We start from the raw sequence: 17,659 nt of genomic DNA, 5'->3' as shown, positions 1-17,659 counted from the left end.
GAAAAACCGCCCTTCACCTATAAAATGATTATCAACTAAACGCCTACTTCAATAATCTTTTTTACAAGATGCAAATGACAGGAACAATATTCCAGTCATTGCAATAGATATTTTACTTTTCATAATTTTTACTTTTATAAATTAACACCTATGCCAAATGTAACTGTACGACTAGGTGTATACAATGTGCTGTTAACACCGGTAAAAGATTCAGACGGATTTAATCCTCTGCGTCTTGAGTATAGTCCCAAATTTTCGCCGGAAGCAAAAACTCTAACATTACTTAAATCTAGTTTTGAGATGTATTTCTGTGGTAACCTATAAGAAAGATTTACGTTACTTATGGTTAAATAAGAAGCATCTATCAGCCATCTTGTTGATGTTGCTGTAAAAAGACTTGTACTGCTCACGTCTAGTCTTGGGAATGGAGATGTCGTATTTGTCTCTGTCCACGCATTTAAGGCATCTTTATGTAAAGATCCTCCAAAAGTAACTCCCATTAAATCTGCATAGTTTGCGTCATAAAATTTGCCTCCTACCTGATAATTAACAAGGAATGATAATTGTAAATTTTTATAGCTGAATGAATTAGTTACCGCACCAAAAAAATCAGGAATTGCCGTACCTGAATAGTCAAATTTTGCATTGTTAAAATCAGTTGTCAAAACCTGTCCATTTACTGTTCTTAGATTAGTGGTAGCTGTAGTTGTTGGAATATATAATGCAGCTCCATCAGCCGGATCTACGCCTGCATATTGGCGTAGGTAAAACCGAAAAATATCACCACCCACTTCTAATCTTTTCGTTCCTTGAGTAAGCTGAGGTGTTTCTTCAGGCAGTTTAGTGATTTCATTTTTTACGATCGATGAATTCGTTAAGATATTCCAGGTAAAATCTTTCCCACGAACTACATCACCACCCAGTTGAAGTTCAATTCCCTTGTTTGTCATTGAACCAATATTCCTTCTAATTGAAGTAATAGCATTTGATAACGGTTGCGGTACAGAAAACAATAGATCTCTTGAACCTCTATTAAAAACTTCCAGTTCACCCGTAAGCCTTGATTTAAAAAAAGAAAACGCGGTACCAATATTTAAGGTATTAATAGTTTCCCATTTCAAATCAGGAGTTGCAGCGCTCGACAATAAAATACCAGGTTCTGCTCCGTTATTAAACCCTAAACTATAGAAAGCCTGGTAGTTATAATAAGAATCATTCCCGCCAGAAAGTAGTGCATCGTTACCAACCTCTCCATAAGATGCTTTTAATCTTAAATCATCAATCCATTTTGCCTTACTTAGAAATTTTTCCTTAGAAACAGACCATGAACCGCCAAAAGAGAAGAAGTTTCCATATCTGGATTGTTTAGAAAATCTGGAAGAACCATCACGCCTTAATGATGCATCAACGAAGTATTTTTCATCTAAACTGTATGACGCTTTGCTAAAAAATGATTCTATTCTATAGGTATCTTTAAAACCACCCGAAGATTGAGGTGTTACGAAATTGGCAAACTGGGTATTACCCGCCAAAATTTGATTCACTTTTGATGAATTATTCGTAGTAAAGTCTAAATCATAATTTTCATGACCTGCTAACGCGTCTAATGTATGCCTGCCAAAAGATTTTTTGTACGATAAAACCTGGTTAAATGTGTAAGACGTAGTTAAGGCATTAGTTCTGGAAGCAAATCCATTTAAACCGGCGCCATCTCCAACTATGGCGTTTCTAAATTGACTTGAATTAGATTGTCTTAAATCAATATTCACACTTGGTCTAAAAGTAAAATCTTTCAAAAATTTAATTTCTGCAAAAGTCCGCGCATTAACAGCCACTCTTTTGTTAAAAACATCGTTTAGCAATGTTTCATAAACCACGTTTCTACCTGGACTTGCCCCGCCTGGTCTGTTTACCGCCCCGGGATGCTGTCCAAAATCATAAAATTGTTCACCCGTTGGCGTTAAAACAGGGCCCCCGGATGCATTGTATGCTCTCACCGGATAAATAGGGCCAATGCCTCTCGCGAATTGAAATATATTGATAAAACTGTTGGCGCTACCGGTTGCCGCATCCTGGGCCTGATTACTATTAGAGAGATTACCTGCTAAATTAAGGCCTGTTCTTAACCATTTTTTAACCTGAGTATTTACATTTATCCTGGAATTAAATCTCTTGAAATCAGATTTTTGTATATACCCTTTATCATCTAAGAAGCCTAAAGAAACAAAAAAATCAGATTTGCCGTTCTTTCACCTCTTCTTTCAAGGGGAGCATACCAATCGAAATCATTATACAATAAAGAAGCATTGGGATTTAGTTTTCCATTTGCATCAATAATTTGATTGTTTGGAACATTAAATGGATTGTAAACCAGGCTTGCTGGTGTTTGGGTAGAGGCCTGAGCTGCCGCAGCAGCAGGAGAAAGAGCAGTACCGGTTCTTGGATATACTAAACTATTTCGTACTGCCTGCCAAATTGCCGGATAGTATTCCAAGGTACCCACTCTGTCATACTCGGGTATTCCCCTTTCGGAAAAACCTCTATTTACATTGGCATTTATTTTAGTTTCGCCAATTTTACCTTTTTTGGTGGTTATTAATATTACACCATTTGCGCCTCTGGCGCCATAAAGCGCTGATGATGAAGCATCTTTTAATAAGGATACGCTTTCAATATCGCTTGGATTAATATCTCCAATGCTGCCGTCATAAACAGAGCCATCTAATACATACAAAGGCGCGTTTGATGCTGAAATTGAGCCAAAACCTCGTATTCTTATAGTAGTACTTGTTCCTGGTTGACCGTTTGTTGCTGCTACCTGTATACCTGGCGCAACACCCTGCAGAACATTAGAAATATTGGTTACCACTCTGTTTTCAATTGCAGCGGAATTCAAAGTCGCAACTGATCCTGTAATTGCTTCTCGTTTGGAGGCTCCGTAAGCTACAACAACAACCTCTGATAATTGCCTTGAATCCGTGGCCAGAGTGACATTTATTACATTTGTTGTACCGATGGCAACCATTTGATTAGAAAAACCAAGAAATGAAAATTCTAAACTTCCTGCCGTTGAGGGTACGCTTAAGGTATAATTTCCATTAACATCTGTTTGAGTTCCAATAGGTGAACCTGTCACTTTTACTGAAACCCCCGGGTAAAGGTAAACCGTCTTCTCTGGCGGTCACTTTACCAGTAATTCTTCTTTCTTGTGTAAAAGCGGAACCTGCCAGCAATACGCAAAGTAAAAAGCAACTAAGTAGTTTTAGTTTCATAAATTATTTCGTTTTAGTTAAGAAAAATTGGTTAGTATTTTAGGCGTTAGACAGCATTATCTAAATCTAGAGTTGGCTGATAATTATCCTAAACGGTTAATTTCAGCAAAAAATTATAAATATTTAATTATTTGTGCTTTGCAAATGCCCATTTAGAGTGATTTTTATATTACAATTGGTAAATTTTACACCCAGCATACAATTTATCATATTAAGTTTAGAAAAGATTGGATGCCGGCTGGTGTTCGTCCACTTTCGTTTATACATATTCCAATGGCTATCGGTGTTCACTAAAGTTGTTAAGCAACATAAGTTGAAGTTTCATTTCCAGTGAATTAGGAACTTACGCAACTAATCAGGATATTTAATAACGGTGGAGACCAGGAACCACGTCAAAAAAACGGGGCGAACCGAAAAGCCATACGAGTAGGAAACTCTAAATTTCAAGATTATGCCAAAGTATGTAATTGAAAGAGAAATTCCTGGAGCAGGAAAGCTATCCGCTGAACAGCTGAAAGCAATTTCGCAAACTTCCTGCGGAGTATTGAGCAACATGGGTCCACAAATTCAATGGGTTCACAGCTATGTAACGACTGATAAAATCTATTGTGTTTACCATGCCCCGAATGAAGAAATGGTTCGCGAACATGCCAAACAAGGAGGTTTTCCAGCAAATGTGGTAACAGAGGTTTCAAATATTATCGACCCGGCAACTGCCGAATAACCTTTTACAGCTGATAAAACTGTATAGTCGAATACAACGCCAACCTCCCTCGTCACTGCCAACCCTAAGTGCTGAGTGAGTTAGACGCACTTGAAATATTAATGACTCACAAATGGAATTAAAAGTTATAAATATAAATGAGGATGTGACAGATGAAATTTATGCCTCAAATGAGTGCCAGGAGGTTATTAAATCTATGAACGAATATTATCCAAAGATAGGTTTTCACAAGCCCTGGGTTGGTTACTTTGTAGTTAGAAACAAGGAAATCGTTGGGGCTGGTGGTTTCACCGGACAACCCAAAGACGGTAAGGTTGAAATTGCATACGGCACATTTAAAGAATTTGAAGGGCAAGGTGTAGCATCTTTTGCATGCAAAGAACTTGTCTTAATTTCAACTATAACGGACCCTGCAATAATTATAACCGCAAAAACAGCACCCGAGCAGAATGCCTCGGCAAAGATTTTGCAAAATAATAATTTTGAGCCTTCTGGAATAGTGCAGGATCATGAAATTGGGGACGCCTGGCTTTGGACATATAAAACGCCGGAATTAAAACTTAACAATCAATAGAGAATGACGAACCTATAAGCGGGTCGTTTATAACAACTTTCTACGTTGAATAGAAACAATTTTGTCATTTGTTTTATGGAGCAACGTGTTGATTTACAATGCGGCTACGGCTGCCATGGCTTTTGTTCGCGACACCTTGTAATAGATATTATATAAATAACATGGAACAAGTACCAGATATGCTACCTGGTTATTACTATGATGTGCTACCCAGCCGTATAGTAGGGGCAGGATGGCTCCGCCTGCAATCCCCATAATAAGAATGGCCGAACCCAGGTTAAGCAGCCGCCCCTGGAGGCCATGCAAAGCAAGGGGCCAGATTGCCGGCCAGAGCAGGGCGTTTGCCAGGCCTAATAACGCGATACAACCTATTGAAGCATAACCGGGTAGAAGGACGGCAGCAATCGTTAATACAATGCCCAATATCGAAGAGTAGAGATATGCTTTTTCCTGAGAGATAAGCTTTGGAATAAAGATAGCCCCGAAGACATAACCGACAAGCATCGCTGCAAGGGTATAAGAGGTCAGGCTTTTTGCTACATCAAGCCGTACACCGTGATAAATGCCATAATTACCCAGCGTGTCTCCTGCAATAACCTCAACGCCTACGCTTACAAAAATAGCGGTGAAGCCAAAAATAAATGCGCGGGAATGATCCGGGCCTGTGACGGTCCCGGATGTATCCGGTAGATCAGCAGCGGGGGCTTTAATTTCAGGCAAATGCGAATACTTTATCAGGACAGCGCTTACCACGCAGATTATTGTAAGCACGATATAGGGCATAATGACTTCCCGGGCAAGCTCATCCAGACGGGCGGTTTTGGCAATGGGATCAAGGCTGGCCAGCTCCTTTATCAGTCCGTCGGAATTATTTAAAATGATAGCCCCGAGGATAAGCGGGGCCAGGATACCGGCGAACTTATTACAGATACCCATGATGCTGATCCGCTGGGCGGCGCTTTCTGCCGGGCCAAGCTTCGTTATGTATGGATTCACAGCAGTTTGGAGTAAAGTTGTGCCGGCGCCAACCACAAAGAGCCCGGCAAGAAAGAGGGGGTAATAACGCAGTAAAGCGGCGGGAATAAATAATAAACACCCGGCAGCCATGATCAGCAGGCCGATCTGCATACCCTTTATTATGCCGGTGTGCTGCAGGATCCTGCTGGACGGCAGGGCCATGAATGTATAGGAAATATAAAAAGCGAATGTAACGAGATACGCCTGCCATTCTTCAAGCTCGCAAGCAATCCGCAGATAAGGAATAAGCGTTCCGTTGATCCATGTAATAAACCCGAACATAAAAAAGAATGCACCAAGAATGATGATCTGTTTGATATAAACACTATTGGAACTTGTTCTGGTGTGTAATTCTGAGGTCATGTTATTTAGTACTTTTGGTTTCTTTGATTTTTATGCTGTAGGTCCGCCCCGGGCGGATACGGTAAATTAATTCATTTATTTACCAGCATTGCCGGATCAAACAGTAATGGGTGGTACTGCCCAGTCATTTTTTCGCCTTTAGGTATTGGCGTAGCTCCGGGCATGAGCTCCTTATCCGTATCAGACAAAGTGCCGTCGGCAAAAACGTTAAGCACAAAGGCACGCCGCATTCTTTCAGATCTATTTTCAAAGGACCCGTGTACCAGCAATGGATGATGGAAGGTTCCGTACCCTTTATTCAGGGGGATGGGCACAGGCTTAAATTCTGCTTTTTGCTCGTCAGTAAGGTACTGCATCAGCCCTTCCATATCTCCGGCCAGTTCCGGCTTGTCTAACAGGCCCCATCGGTGACTGCCGGGAACATAATACAGGCAGCCGTTCTGTTCGGTGGCATCATCGAGCCCCACCCAGCAGGTGAGGTGATGCATGGGGATTGTCCGGGTCCAGTACGAATAGTCCTGGTGCCAGGCCACTACCCCGCCATGCAGAGCCGGTTTATAAAACAGCTGATCATGCCAGAAGCGCACTGCCCTGTCGCCAAGTAATTGGGACGCGGCCATCACAAATGCCGGGTTCCACAGCACATCATGAAAGCCTGGTGTGATCCTCCAGGCACCCAGCGCATGAAACAGTACCACATTCGGATCGGGTGACTCGTTAGAAGCAAACTGATGAAATAAAAAGTTCCCGGGATGGTCAGGATCAACGAGACCGATTAATTCCTCATTCAGAAAGCCAACCTGCTCCTCAGTGATGAACTTAATATCTGCAACATACCCAAACTCCTTATAGTATTCTATTTGCCCGGGAGTCAGCCGATACTGGTCCCATTCAGCCCGGGTTTCAGGCCATTTAAACATTTGAGATACCTGTGAGTGGAATTTTGACAGATCCTGCATATTTTGTTTATTTTTAAAGATCAATAATAATAGTGGCAGATAAAAGGATTCGAGCCACTATTATAGGTGCTATGCATCGGTAACGTACACGTTAACATCTCTAAGATAAGTTATCCGACACAAATTCGTCAAATTTTGGCAATAATTTTCAGGAGACATCCCTTTATTAATTGTACTAGCTTCCTATTTCATAAAAATTGCACATGACTGAATATCTGCCGATACTTAACACGATACGGCTAATTATTAGAGAGCTTACGGACGAAGATATTCAAAACGTTCATGAGCTACACTCAATGCCGCAAACCGATGAGTTCAACACATTAGGCATTCCTGAGACCTTGCTTGTCACCACTGAATTAGTTGAAAAATGGGTAGCGGAGTCACAGCAGCATCTGCGAAACTCTTATGTGTTTTGTATACAGCGTAAAGAAACTTCGGAATTTGTGGGGCTTATTGCTATCAGTCTGGGGAAGATCAATTTTCGCAATGCAGAGGTTTGGTTTAAGATCCATGCTGATCACTGGAATAAAGGTTATACGACGGAGGCCTTGCGGAGTATCTTAAAGTTTGGTTTCGCTCATTTGAAGCTGCACCGTATCGAGGCTGGATGCGCGGTTGAAAATATTGCTTCGATAAGGGTGCTTGAAAAGTCGGGAATGAAAAGTGAGGGCATGAAAAGAAAGAACCTTCCGATCCGGGGAGAGTGGAAGGATAGTTTTTCCTATGCGATTCTTGCAGAAGATTTTTTTCCAATAACAGGTAAACCAAGGCCTTGATCACACGTCTAATTACTGCACAGTGTTAATATGTTGAAGCTTTTGTCTGACGGGCGTCTTATTTTGTAATAACTTTAAATCGTTATGCGAAGAATTAAACTAAAACGTTATTGTCACAATAATAACCGCTCGAAATAAATGAAAAATACTCCATTAGTCAGATACATCTTTGTATTACTGCCCCTTTCATTTTTATTGGTCTTCACATCTTTTAAAGATCCTGGCACTGATCAGCCCTACCGGATTAAGACCATTGTGATTGACGCCGGGCATGGCGGTAAATTTACCGGTGCCGCAGGAAGGTACTCCAGGGAGAAAGATGTTACCCTGAAAGTGGCGATGCGTTTGGGAAAGGCTATCGAAGAGAACATGAAGGATGTTACAGTGCTCTATACAAGAACTACGGATAAGCATTTCGAAGAAGTGAATTCCAAAGATCTCAAAAAGCGCATTGACATGGCCAATGAGGCTAAGGCTGACCTTTGGATCTCGATCCACTGTAACTCAATGGGTGCAAGCACAAAGAACAGGACTTCCGTCAGGGGTGTCGAAACATTTGTGGCAGGCTTTGCCCGCTTAAATGAGCAGGATGCTGCTATTAAAGAATATATGGCGTTGGAAGAGGAATATAAATTAGATGAAAAGGAAAGCGAAGACCCAGCTACGGCCATTTTTCTTTCACTCGTAAAAAACTCTCTTCGCGAGCAAAGCATCAAACTAGCCAGTTTTATTCAAAATGAATATGTTGCTTCAGGCCGGGTAAATCGCGGAGTTCAGGAGTTGAGCCTCGCCGTATTAAGGACAGCAATCATGCCGGCAGTTTTAACGGAAATAGGTTTCATATCCAATCCCCAGGAGGAAGATTATATCAATTCAGACGATGGCCAGAATGAGATCGTTGGAAATATTCTAAGGGCTATTCAGACTTATAAGAGGCAGGTTGAATTATAATAATTTTAAGTGGAGAGCTGCGTACCGTCCCTTTGAGTGGAGAGTTGAGAGTGGAGAATTGAGAGTTAGCTAACGTAGCTAAGGGGGAATTGAAAATTAAAAACTGAAATTTTGGTAATGGACTTCAGATTGTTTCAAGAGTTCAGCGGCGCTTTAAATCATATGATAAAACCCAGAGCAGATCCTATGTGGATAGTCTGCGGTACTGCATCGACCAGAGGGGATTATTGTAAAAGGGTATTTCCAATCTCTATGAACGTTTGGGTTTGATTTTGATAATCTTTTAGTGATGGTGTTTGGGCCCTGAAATTAAGACGGGTATAAACATGTAAATCTGAGGGTATAAGCTTTACATTTACGGATGCCCCGGAACTTGTTTTTAATCCTTTATGAATTAAAACAGCACTCACGGGATCGGCCACATCATCTTTTTCTGATTTAAAGACACTAAGGCTACAGCCAGCTGGTAAAACAACTCCTTTTTCTAAGTCTTTCCGCACGATATCAATGATATTGCGCAACTCCTGTAATGTTTCGTAGGGACGATAGTGATAATAATATTTTTCTTCGCCGGCAGTATTCTCGACCTCAGTGTAGCCAAGAATAGGCCCTAATACACCAACTAAGCTTAACGTTTTATTTGATGATAAGATAATAGGATCAATCAGGAAAATATGTTTTGGCTTGATATGATTATCAAAATAGCCGTCTGCAAGCATTTTTAAGATTAAGGTACAACCAGTTGACGAGCCTGCAAAGCTGATGTTCTTATATCCCTGACTTTCCAGCTTCTCAAATTCATTGATGATAGGCTGACGCCAATCTTTCCAGGTAGAATTTTTGAATGATTGATAATCACGGCCATGACCTCCTAAAAGGACCTGAGAAATGTAAAAATCTGTTCTGTTCCCTTTCCAAGATCGAAACTCGTCCCATTCAAAAGTAGTTGCGCTGTAACCATGAATAGCTATAATTACTGGTTTTAAAGCCTCGGCTGCCGTAGGATTTGGCCGGGCCGCAGAAACCAGATAATTTTGCGGATTATAGATAGACTGGTCAAAAAATAAACCGCTATCTAACATAGTACTTTCTATTTCAGGATCTTTACCACAAGAAACCAGCAATAAAAATGGAATGATGAGTAAGAGTAATTTTTTCATCAGTATATAATTTGTTTTTTAAAGGTGATAAACCTGCCTGCCGGTAGGCAGGGCTATCATGATTTTATTCATTCCACTGTGTGACTGGAAAAATCATGATGGTTTCATTTTGATTTCATTTTCTTTAAATTCCACATCACACTCGTTTGCAAGAATACGGGATATAACGTTCCTGCACCCTTTGTCCCGTCTCCGGTTATCGCATTATACCCTAACGAAAGATTTAATTTTAGCGGAGATTCAAAAGAATATAAAAGCCCGCCATCTAAAGCTAATAATGCCGAGCTGTTTGGTATATCCTTAAAAATGTCTGATTCATAATTGGCTGCAAAATATCCGGTGTTTAGCCTGGCAAAAGGCTGCAATTTCTTTTCGGGACGAAAAAGATAAGCTCCGGAAATCGTAAAATTATCTTGCTTGATAGCATTGGAACTAATTGCTGATCCTAACCTGCTTGTAACATAACTAGCCCCAACAGCAATTCTCTTAGTGAGAGTATACTGGCCAGTAATACCATTTTCATAATAAAGATCGACTGTCTTTTGTAACCTCAGGCCTACATCATACGAATGGATCTGGCCATAAGATATCCCGTTGCTTATCAAAAAAAGAATAAGGGATATTCCAAAGAGTTTTAGAGCAAACGGGTATTGTTTCATCAATGTATTGTATTTAAAATGACTAATTAGATTATACAATGCATGAAAGTAGCATTTATTAATATTAAAATTATAATAATGTATTTAAAGTTCTTTTGATCAAGAGAGAGGTTTCCAGGAAGCAGGCTGCAACTAAGTCCCCTTGCGGAAGAGTTAAAACAAAGGGATGAAATGAAGCCATCCGGGAGATTTCCCAGCCTTAAAACCTTATATTGGCTTTTTATACCTTAAGACTATGTCTGGCAAAATTCAGGAAATAAAAAGTCTCATTGAAAGCAATGACGACTTTGAAAACTATTTTAGAAATACAATTATTCCTCAATTGTTTATAGATGCGGATTTAAACCTGAGGAAATTTACACCGCCCGCAATGACACAGTTTAACTTGTCTGCGGATGATATAGGGAAGTCAATTGCAGATATTAAAGATAATTTTCGCTTTCCCAGTATTGTTGAAAATATTCAATATGTGATGGAATGTAATGAGATCCTCGAAAAGGAAATTCAAACTACAGATTTTCGTTGGTTCCAAATGAATATTATTCCCTACGTAGAGTTAAAGACCACTAAAATTAATGGAGTAATTGTAACTTTTATTGAAATTACTGCGCGGATAAAAGATTTAAAAGAACAGGAAAAATTAATATCAGACCATGAAACATTATTAGATTCAATTTCACATGATATCAAAAATCCTCTTACGAGTCTTCTGGCTTCAATTGAATTATTGAAAAAAGCGTCCAATAATAATCCTAAGCATGTTCCCTCACTTATAAAGATCGTAGAAAATTCAATCCGATCCATGCAGGCTATAATAAATGATCTGACAGAAACCAGAAAACATGGGCCCAAATACAAATCTGAAGAAGAATTGTTAAGTTTTGAAAATATTCTCGAGGACGTTCGACTTACCCTCTCCGATAATATTACGGAATCGGGGGCGGTTATAAAGAAGAAGATTAGTGTTTCACAAATAACCTTTTCCAGACGAAAATTAAGAAGTATTGTTTACAACCTGTTAAGTAATGCAATCAAATTCCGATCCCACGACCGGAAACTTGAAGTTTTCGTAACTACCGAATGTGAAAATGGCTTTATAGTTATTACAGTTAAGGATAACGGGATTGGTATTTCCCCCGAGAAGAAAGAAGCCATTTTTTCTAAGTATTTCAGGGTAGAAAACAAAATTGAAGGCACTGGAGTCGGACTATACTTAGTGAACGAAATAGTAAAAAACGCAGGAGGAAAGATATTAATGGAAAGCGAACCTGGAATCGGGTCGGAATTCCAGATATATTTAAAAGACCAGGCACCAGCTCCATCTGTGGAAAATATCGAAGCACAGAAGAAGAAAGACAGCTAAACTGCCTTCCGTGACAACCCTAAGGAGGATGTGCAATGCAGTGATCATGGTACAACAAGGTGCCATTCATCGGTTATCATGACCAATCGTGTTTATCAGATCGCCTCGGCAAAAGAGGTTGCGAACTCCCCGCGATTATCAGAGATCTTAAAAAATACACAACCAGGATGATCATTTCTGGGTCAGATCATTATCTGATACGACAAAAATTCAGTATCCGGGCCTTGTTTTACAAAACCTATCGATTCGTATAAACTTTGGGCCGTGTAATTATCCACGGCAGTGGACAGTTCCACAACAGAAACACCATCAGATTGAGCGTATTCAAGAACTGTTTCAATGAGCTTGTTACCTACGCTTTTTTTTCGGTGACCCTCCTTCACATACAGGTCGTTCAATACCCAGATCTTAATAGCTCTGCCGGAAGAGAATTTAGGATATAATTGAGTGAACCCGATCGGAATTTGCTCGCCATCGTTTTCCTCAAAAGCAGCAAAGATCACTGATTCATTATTTCTCAGCCGTTCGGCGATAAAGGTTTCGGCCAGCTTTATGTCTGAGGGTTTTTTATAAAAGATGCGATATTTGTTAAAGAGGTCTATAACAAGTTGTCGTTCTTCATAATTGATTCTTTTTATTTCCATTTGGTGTTTGTCCAGATGTTTGTTTATAGGATGTGAACTTTCGTCCATACATGATGATAAACGGACTATGTACAACTACTTAAGTTTCCGACACGTCCTGGCTTGCAGAGAGTGCATCAAAACCTTACTTTTCAAACTTTTTTATATATCCCAGCGAAGCCAGGAAGATATCTGCTTCCTTGAGCGTTTCGTAAAAGTACTTCTTATCAAGCTTAGGGCGAATATTGAAAAACCCGTGGGGCTGGTCCTGGTATAGGATAAGATCACAGCGGCTTCCGGCTTTCTGCATTTTGCTCTGGTACAACTGTGCGGTGGCAACCGGCACGAGCTTGTCACTGGTGCCCAAAAGCACAAGAGTTGGTGCGGCTCCTTTGCGGATGTTGTGCAGCGGTGAAATCTCATTATACCTTTCTCCAATGCGTTCAAACCCATAGCCGTTGGGGCCATTGTCGAAAACAGGGTTAAATAGTACCAGTGCATTGGGCCTTGAGCTTACTGTTAAGCTTTCGCTGGCTTCGTCGAGTGCCGTAAGATCTGCGGCGGCCGCCATTTGTGCGCCGGCAGAGCCTCCACCGGCAGCAATTTTATCGGGATAGATCCGGAGCTTGCTGCTATTGCTCCTCACGTAGCGAATAGCTGTTTTAGCATCCTTGACGGATTCGAAGGGAGTCGATTTATTCCTGTTGGTGACACGATAATCTACCAGTACTGCTGCCATACCGCGGGTGTTGAGGTACCGTGCCTGCTGCTCAAACTGGGTAATGGATCCGTTAACCCATCCGCCACCAAAAAAGAGCACGATAGCCGGATAGATCTTTCGACCGTCATCCCCGGAAGGGTAATACACACGCAGCTTTAAATTCAGCGTGTCTATTTTCTTATAGACAAGCTCGGTGAATTTATCTCCTGATATGTCGATTCGCTCCTGTATCTGCTGAGGTGACTGGGCGTTGGAGATTTTTGACAAACAGATTATAGTCATGGCACAAATAAGTATTACGGCCTTTTGACTTAAAATTCTTAAGAATCTCTTACACATATACGGTTTTTTAGATGTCTATTTATAGGTAATACTGTCAGGGCTTTTGGGAGTTAATGGAAATGCCAGACAAAGGCAAGCCCTCAGCAGATGCGATTAATTTTATTACGCCCGGATCGCCTGTAGCCTGGATCATTACGAGGCACTTGCCTTTAAACGCCTTCCGCTGGGTTGATTTCATTGGTGAAAAATCGATGATATCACCATTCTCCACCCCTATGATCTTGCCCGGCCCGCTTAATGTGAATGTCAGCAGGTTACCTGCATCAGGCACCATAGTTCCGTTCTTGTCAGTAATATTGATTTCTACGTGGATCACGTCCCGCTTGTTTGCACTGACTTTTTGTTTGTCGGCAAGCATTTCAATTTTTGCCGCGGCGCCGGCTGTAGTGACTGTCGTTTCAGAAACCACTTTACCGCTTTTCCGGGCGATAGCTTTCAGTGTTCCTTTCTGATATGGTACCATCCACAAAAACTGGAGCTCATCACTGCTTTTTTGCTCGCCCAGGGACTTTCCGTTTAGAAAAAGCTCCACGCTTTCAGCATTGCTGTATGCTACCATAGGGATGCTCACTCCTTCCTTGCTGGGATGGGTCCAATGTGGCAGCAGGTGCACCATAGGAGCAGGATTCCACAAGCTTTTATACAGATAATAATGATCTTTTGGGAAACCGGCCAGATCCATGATCCCGAAATTGGCCGTGCGGGCTGGCTGTATGGCAGCTTCACCCAGATAATCGAAACCAGTCCAGCGGAATGTTCCGAAAAGGTAAGCCAGTTCCTGTGCTTTTTTAAACTGATCGCGGACACCAATACGCACAATTGCGTTATCATACGAGGATTGATAAAATTTCGGGTTATCCTTAAACACTTCTTCCGCGGTAAGGTCGGGGATCATTGTTACGGTTTTTTGAACGTTCTCCCATTTTGCATTCGCTTCCCAGGGCGCCTTGAAATCGCGGGTGCGGTAGGCAGTTTTTGTAGCATAAACTCCTCTTGTCTGCAGTGTATGGGTTATTTCGGTCCCAAGCAGGGGCTTATCAGGGTATTGGGCATGATATTTCTCCAGCGTTCCTTTCATTTCGCCATCACCGTTAAAACCGGCCAGGTCGGTATACGGTGCACTAAATCCTTTGGCTTGGGTAATAGGGCGGGTAGTATCCAACCCTTTTAAAAGATCCACCATTTCCTTCTGAAAAGCATGCTCAAATTCCGGCACCTCATTGCCTATGCTCCAGATGACAACAGAGGGATGATTTCGGTCGCGTTTAATAAAGCTGGTGAGATCTGCTTTCCACCACTCGTTAAAATATAAACCATAGTCGAACTCTGCTTTTGGTTTATCCCACCCGTCAAAAGCTTCATCAAGAACCAGGAAGCCCAGGCTATCGCACATGGCATAGAATTCAGGAGCAGCAGGATTATGCGCCGTACGGATCGCATTACAGCCCATAGCCTTTAAAAGCTTCAGGCGACGAAGCAATACTTCCTCAGGAACAGCGGCACCCACCGGGCCGGCGTCATGATGGTTGCAAACTCCATTTAGCTTTAACTTTTTCCCATTTAGCAGAAACCCATCTTTTGCGTTCACAGCGATACTACGGATGCCAAATCGTGTTGAATATTCATCTATGATGCGAGCCCCGTTTTTAATACGATGACGCACTGTATATTGCCGGGTTGTTTCGGTAGACCAAAGCAATGGGCGAAGGATAGTTGCTGTTTGAGTAACGAAGTTTAAGCCTGTATCCAATGTCGTTTGTGTGGATTTCTGGTTCACGAGCTTACCATCGGGCGCAAGGATATCGGTAAGAATAGTAAGCCTCTTCTGCACGCCTGTTTTATTTTCAATTTCGGCTTTCACTGAGATCTCAGCGCTTTCCTCACTGACCCGCGGAGTTGTTACATAGGTTCCCCATTGTGGAATAAAAATATCGCTCGTAAGGGCGAGCCTCACATGGCGATAGATTCCAGAGCCGGTATACCATCTGCCGCTGGGCAGTTTACTGTTATCAGCACGAATCGCAATGCTGTTATTGCTATCTTTTAGGTACGGTGTCAGATCATATTGAAAGCTTATATAGCCGTAGGGCCTTTTTCCAAGACGGTGACCGTTTATCCAAACTTCGCTGTTCATGTATACTCCATCGAACTGGATGAACAAGTGCTGTCCGGGCTTTTTTTTCCAGTCGAAGTTTTTTCGGTACCAGCCAATCCCCCCGGGGAGGTATGCTCCCCGCCATCCGGAAGCATTATCGAGGTCGAACGAGCTTTCAGCACCCCAATCGTGAGGCAGGTCAAGCTTGCGCCATTGCGAGTCATCGTAAGAAGCATTTGATGCACGCGGCAAATCACCAAGATGAAAGCGCCAGTCAAAATCGAAGTCGATTACATTTGAGGTACCATATACCACAAGCTGGGAAAAGGATTTATCAAATGCCAGAAGGAGGGTAACGCAAAGAAAAAAACGGTAGAACAACATCGGCTATTACTGAATTGAGTTAAATTAGCACTTATAAACAGCCCAACATAATCAAATCAATAAAAAGTTTAATACTTGGTATCTGTGGCAAAATAAAGCCTCTACACTATACGCACGTTTACGACTTAACATATAAACATAAATGAAAGAAATCAGGCCTTTTCTAAAAGCAACATTTGTTTGCCTTTTAACCGCTTATTCCATCAGCGTCAATGCACAGCCGGAAAAGCCAAATATTGTATTGATTCTTATTGATGATATGGGTTTCAGGGACGTCGGCTTTAACGGCAGTGATTTCTATCAGACACCAAATATCAATGCACTTGCTAAAGAGGGTATGATATTTACCAATGCCTATGCAGCTGCAGGAAATTGCGCTCCAAGCAGGGCTTGCCTGATTTCCGGGCAATATACCCCGAGGCATGGCATTTATGCTGTAGGCAGCACTAAACGCTGCCCGGTTAATAAAATGCGGTTACAGCCCATCCCCAATAAACAGGATTTAAACCCGGCGATTTACACTATTGCCGAGGCGATGCGTGATGGCGGTTACCGTACAGGGATGTACGGGAAATGGCATCTGGGGAAAACTGCGGAGACATCCCCGAAAGGCCAGGGTTTCGAAGTGGTAGATACATTTGATCCGCCCAGCGACGCGGAATTCGCATCGACCAAAGATCCCAAAGGCATATACCGCATTACATCCGGCGCGTCAAAGTTTATGGAGGATAATAAGGATCGTCCGTTCTTCCTCTACGTGGCGCATCACGCAACCCACATGATGATTCAGGCGAACGATGATATGTATGCCAAATTTAAAGGAAAAGCCGGGGAGTATCAGACAAACGAGAAATATGCCGCTATGAATGGGCAAGTGGACGACGGTGTAGGCAAGTTGCTGCAAAAAATCAAAGATCTTGGAATTGAGAAAAATACGCTGGTGATATTCACAACGGACAACGGCGGCTTACCGCAGTCGCCGCAAAATCCGCTTCGGGGATTCAAGGGCATGTATTACGAGGGTGGCATACGTGTGCCTTTTATCGCAAAATGGCCCGGGAAAATACAGGCAGGAAGCGTTAATAATACGCCAGTTATTAACCTGGATCTATTTCCAACATTTCTTGATGCGGGCAACATCAAGAAACCTGTGGATAAAATTCTGGATGGTGAAAGCATTAAGCCCTTGTTTGCAGGAAGCGAAAAGCTAAAACGGGACGCGATATTCTGGCACTTCCCGGGATATCTGGACAACTCAAACCCGGGCTCGCGCGACAAAGAATTCCGAACCCGGCCCGTGACGACGCTGCGGAAAGGCAATTGGAAATTGCTGCTGTATCATGAAGAGTGGGCGCTTGATGGAGGGCGATCCAAAATGATGACCAACAACTCGTTAGAACTTTACAATCTTAAGGATGACATCAGTGAAAAGAAAAACCTTGCTAGCGTAAACACTGCAAAACGCGATGAGTTGCTGGCTGATCTGCTTGCAAAGCTCAGCTTTACCGGAGGCAAGATTCCTACGACTCGTAATCCTTTATTTGGAAAGGTGTTGACGCCTGAACAAATTAAAAAAGCAAAAGAAGAGGCAGGAAATTCAGAAAATGACTAACAGAATAAGTTATATCATAAAACTGCTGCCTTTAACAGCGATTTTATTAGTAGCAAGTATC

15 protein-coding genes and 1 pseudogene are annotated in these 17,659 nt (G+C 41.9%); 6 read left to right on the top strand and 10 right to left on the bottom strand.

The genetic code is table 11. From position 1 onward, the window contains the following. Nucleotides 1–134: 134 nt before the first annotated feature. From WKF69_RS12200 to WKF69_RS12190, 3 genes and pseudogenes are all read right to left on the bottom strand, one after another. Entirely contained in the window at nucleotides 135–2,192 is a 2,058-nt protein-coding gene (locus tag WKF69_RS12200; RefSeq protein ID WP_340382209.1) for a SusC/RagA family TonB-linked outer membrane protein, read from the bottom strand. A gap of 23 nt (nucleotides 2,193–2,215) precedes the next feature. After that, on the bottom strand, nucleotides 2,216–2,917 hold the full coding sequence (locus tag WKF69_RS12195) for a TonB-dependent receptor plug domain-containing protein (protein ID WP_340382208.1): 702 nt from the start codon (nucleotides 2,915–2,917) through the stop codon (nucleotides 2,216–2,218). A 42-nt stretch (nucleotides 2,918–2,959) separates the two neighbouring features. Beyond that, nucleotides 2,960–3,142: pseudogene (locus WKF69_RS12190) on the bottom strand (carboxypeptidase-like regulatory domain-containing protein); the annotation flags it as partial. 581 nt (nucleotides 3,143–3,723) lie between these two features. On the opposite strand from WKF69_RS12190, the gene WKF69_RS12185 reads away from it, so the two are divergent. Both WKF69_RS12185 and WKF69_RS12180 read left to right on the top strand, forming a co-directional pair. Continuing rightward, a complete protein-coding gene (locus WKF69_RS12185) occupies nucleotides 3,724–3,996 on the top strand; it encodes a DUF4242 domain-containing protein (protein ID WP_340382207.1) in 273 nt (90 codons plus the stop codon). Between the two features lie 112 nt (nucleotides 3,997–4,108). Further along, nucleotides 4,109–4,570, top strand: coding sequence for a GNAT family N-acetyltransferase (locus WKF69_RS12180; RefSeq protein WP_340382206.1), 462 nt, complete (start codon nucleotides 4,109–4,111; stop codon nucleotides 4,568–4,570). Between the two features lie 93 nt (nucleotides 4,571–4,663). On the opposite strand, the gene WKF69_RS12175 is transcribed toward WKF69_RS12180, so the two are convergent. Together WKF69_RS12175 and WKF69_RS12170 are read right to left on the bottom strand one after the other, a co-directional pair. Then, the gene (locus tag WKF69_RS12175; RefSeq protein WP_340382205.1) at nucleotides 4,664–5,950 is read right to left on the bottom strand and encodes a sugar MFS transporter; all 1,287 of its coding nucleotides are present in this window, start codon (nucleotides 5,948–5,950) and stop codon (nucleotides 4,664–4,666) included. A gap of 71 nt (nucleotides 5,951–6,021) precedes the next feature. Next, on the bottom strand, nucleotides 6,022–6,909 hold the full coding sequence (locus WKF69_RS12170; protein ID WP_340382204.1) for a phytanoyl-CoA dioxygenase family protein: 888 nt from the start codon (nucleotides 6,907–6,909) through the stop codon (nucleotides 6,022–6,024). A 203-nt stretch (nucleotides 6,910–7,112) separates the two neighbouring features. On the opposite strand from WKF69_RS12170, the gene WKF69_RS12165 reads away from it, so the two are divergent. Next, the gene (locus tag WKF69_RS12165) at nucleotides 7,113–7,688 is read left to right on the top strand and encodes a GNAT family protein (RefSeq protein ID WP_340382203.1); all 576 of its coding nucleotides are present in this window, start codon (nucleotides 7,113–7,115) and stop codon (nucleotides 7,686–7,688) included. A gap of 138 nt (nucleotides 7,689–7,826) precedes the next feature. Next, the gene (locus WKF69_RS12160; RefSeq protein WP_340382202.1) at nucleotides 7,827–8,639 is read left to right on the top strand and encodes an N-acetylmuramoyl-L-alanine amidase; all 813 of its coding nucleotides are present in this window, start codon (nucleotides 7,827–7,829) and stop codon (nucleotides 8,637–8,639) included. Nucleotides 8,640–8,863: 224 nt separating this feature from the next. Here WKF69_RS12160 and WKF69_RS12155 read toward each other — a convergent pair whose 3' ends face one another. Continuing rightward, nucleotides 8,864–9,799, bottom strand: a complete 936-nt coding sequence (locus WKF69_RS12155) for a hypothetical protein (RefSeq protein ID WP_340382201.1) — start codon at nucleotides 9,797–9,799, stop codon at nucleotides 8,864–8,866. A gap of 104 nt (nucleotides 9,800–9,903) precedes the next feature. Further along, nucleotides 9,904–10,458 carry a hypothetical protein gene (locus WKF69_RS12150; protein WP_340382200.1) on the bottom strand — a complete coding sequence of 185 codons (555 nt, stop codon included), beginning with the start codon at nucleotides 10,456–10,458 and terminating at the stop codon, nucleotides 9,904–9,906. A 235-nt stretch (nucleotides 10,459–10,693) separates the two neighbouring features. On the opposite strand from WKF69_RS12150, the gene WKF69_RS12145 reads away from it, so the two are divergent. Beyond that, the gene (locus WKF69_RS12145) at nucleotides 10,694–11,821 is read left to right on the top strand and encodes an ATP-binding protein (protein WP_340382199.1); all 1,128 of its coding nucleotides are present in this window, start codon (nucleotides 10,694–10,696) and stop codon (nucleotides 11,819–11,821) included. A 182-nt stretch (nucleotides 11,822–12,003) separates the two neighbouring features. Here WKF69_RS12145 and WKF69_RS12140 read toward each other — a convergent pair whose 3' ends face one another. From WKF69_RS12140 to WKF69_RS12130, 3 genes are all read right to left on the bottom strand, one after another. Then, nucleotides 12,004–12,513 (bottom strand): GNAT family N-acetyltransferase, encoded by a 510-nt coding sequence (locus WKF69_RS12140; RefSeq protein ID WP_340382198.1) that lies wholly within the window; start codon nucleotides 12,511–12,513, stop codon nucleotides 12,004–12,006. A 76-nt stretch (nucleotides 12,514–12,589) separates the two neighbouring features. Next, nucleotides 12,590–13,447 carry an alpha/beta hydrolase gene (locus WKF69_RS12135; RefSeq protein ID WP_340382197.1) on the bottom strand — a complete coding sequence of 286 codons (858 nt, stop codon included), beginning with the start codon at nucleotides 13,445–13,447 and terminating at the stop codon, nucleotides 12,590–12,592. 94 nt (nucleotides 13,448–13,541) lie between these two features. Further along, nucleotides 13,542–15,986 (bottom strand): glycoside hydrolase family 2 TIM barrel-domain containing protein, encoded by a 2,445-nt coding sequence (locus WKF69_RS12130; protein ID WP_340382196.1) that lies wholly within the window; start codon nucleotides 15,984–15,986, stop codon nucleotides 13,542–13,544. Nucleotides 15,987–16,128: 142 nt separating this feature from the next. Between WKF69_RS12130 and WKF69_RS12125 the strand changes: the two genes are divergently transcribed. Continuing rightward, entirely contained in the window at nucleotides 16,129–17,598 is a 1,470-nt protein-coding gene (locus tag WKF69_RS12125) for a sulfatase (protein ID WP_340382195.1), read from the top strand. Nucleotides 17,599–17,659 lie beyond the last annotated feature (61 nt).

It is taken from the genome of Daejeonella sp. (assembly GCF_037719425.1).
Lineage (GTDB): Bacteria > Bacteroidota > Bacteroidia > Sphingobacteriales > Sphingobacteriaceae > Daejeonella.
The sequence above is the reverse complement of the archived record's forward strand: the minus strand, read 5'-3'. Positions and strand labels throughout refer to the sequence as shown.

Excerpts from the sequence above, each read along its gene's own strand:
- WKF69_RS12185 (WP_340382207.1), top strand. The coding sequence starts at position 3,724 with ATGCCAAAGTATGTAATTGAAAGAGAAATTCCTGGAGCAGGAAAGCTA.
- WKF69_RS12180 (WP_340382206.1), top strand. The coding sequence starts at position 4,109 with ATGGAATTAAAAGTTATAAATATAAATGAGGATGTGACAGATGAAATT.
- WKF69_RS12175 (WP_340382205.1), bottom strand. The coding sequence starts at position 5,950 with ATGACCTCAGAATTACACACCAGAACAAGTTCCAATAGTGTTTATATC.
- WKF69_RS12170 (WP_340382204.1), bottom strand. The coding sequence starts at position 6,909 with ATGCAGGATCTGTCAAAATTCCACTCACAGGTATCTCAAATGTTTAAA.
- WKF69_RS12165 (WP_340382203.1), top strand. The coding sequence starts at position 7,113 with ATGACTGAATATCTGCCGATACTTAACACGATACGGCTAATTATTAGA.
- WKF69_RS12160 (WP_340382202.1), top strand. The coding sequence starts at position 7,827 with ATGAAAAATACTCCATTAGTCAGATACATCTTTGTATTACTGCCCCTT.
- WKF69_RS12155 (WP_340382201.1), bottom strand. The coding sequence starts at position 9,799 with ATGAAAAAATTACTCTTACTCATCATTCCATTTTTATTGCTGGTTTCT.
- WKF69_RS12150 (WP_340382200.1), bottom strand. The coding sequence starts at position 10,458 with ATGAAACAATACCCGTTTGCTCTAAAACTCTTTGGAATATCCCTTATT.
- WKF69_RS12145 (WP_340382199.1), top strand. The coding sequence starts at position 10,694 with ATGTCTGGCAAAATTCAGGAAATAAAAAGTCTCATTGAAAGCAATGAC.
- WKF69_RS12140 (WP_340382198.1), bottom strand. The coding sequence starts at position 12,513 with ATGGACGAAAGTTCACATCCTATAAACAAACATCTGGACAAACACCAA.
- WKF69_RS12135 (WP_340382197.1), bottom strand. The coding sequence starts at position 13,447 with ATGACTATAATCTGTTTGTCAAAAATCTCCAACGCCCAGTCACCTCAG.
- WKF69_RS12130 (WP_340382196.1), bottom strand. The coding sequence starts at position 15,986 with ATGTTGTTCTACCGTTTTTTTCTTTGCGTTACCCTCCTTCTGGCATTT.
- WKF69_RS12125 (WP_340382195.1), top strand. The coding sequence starts at position 16,129 with ATGAAAGAAATCAGGCCTTTTCTAAAAGCAACATTTGTTTGCCTTTTA.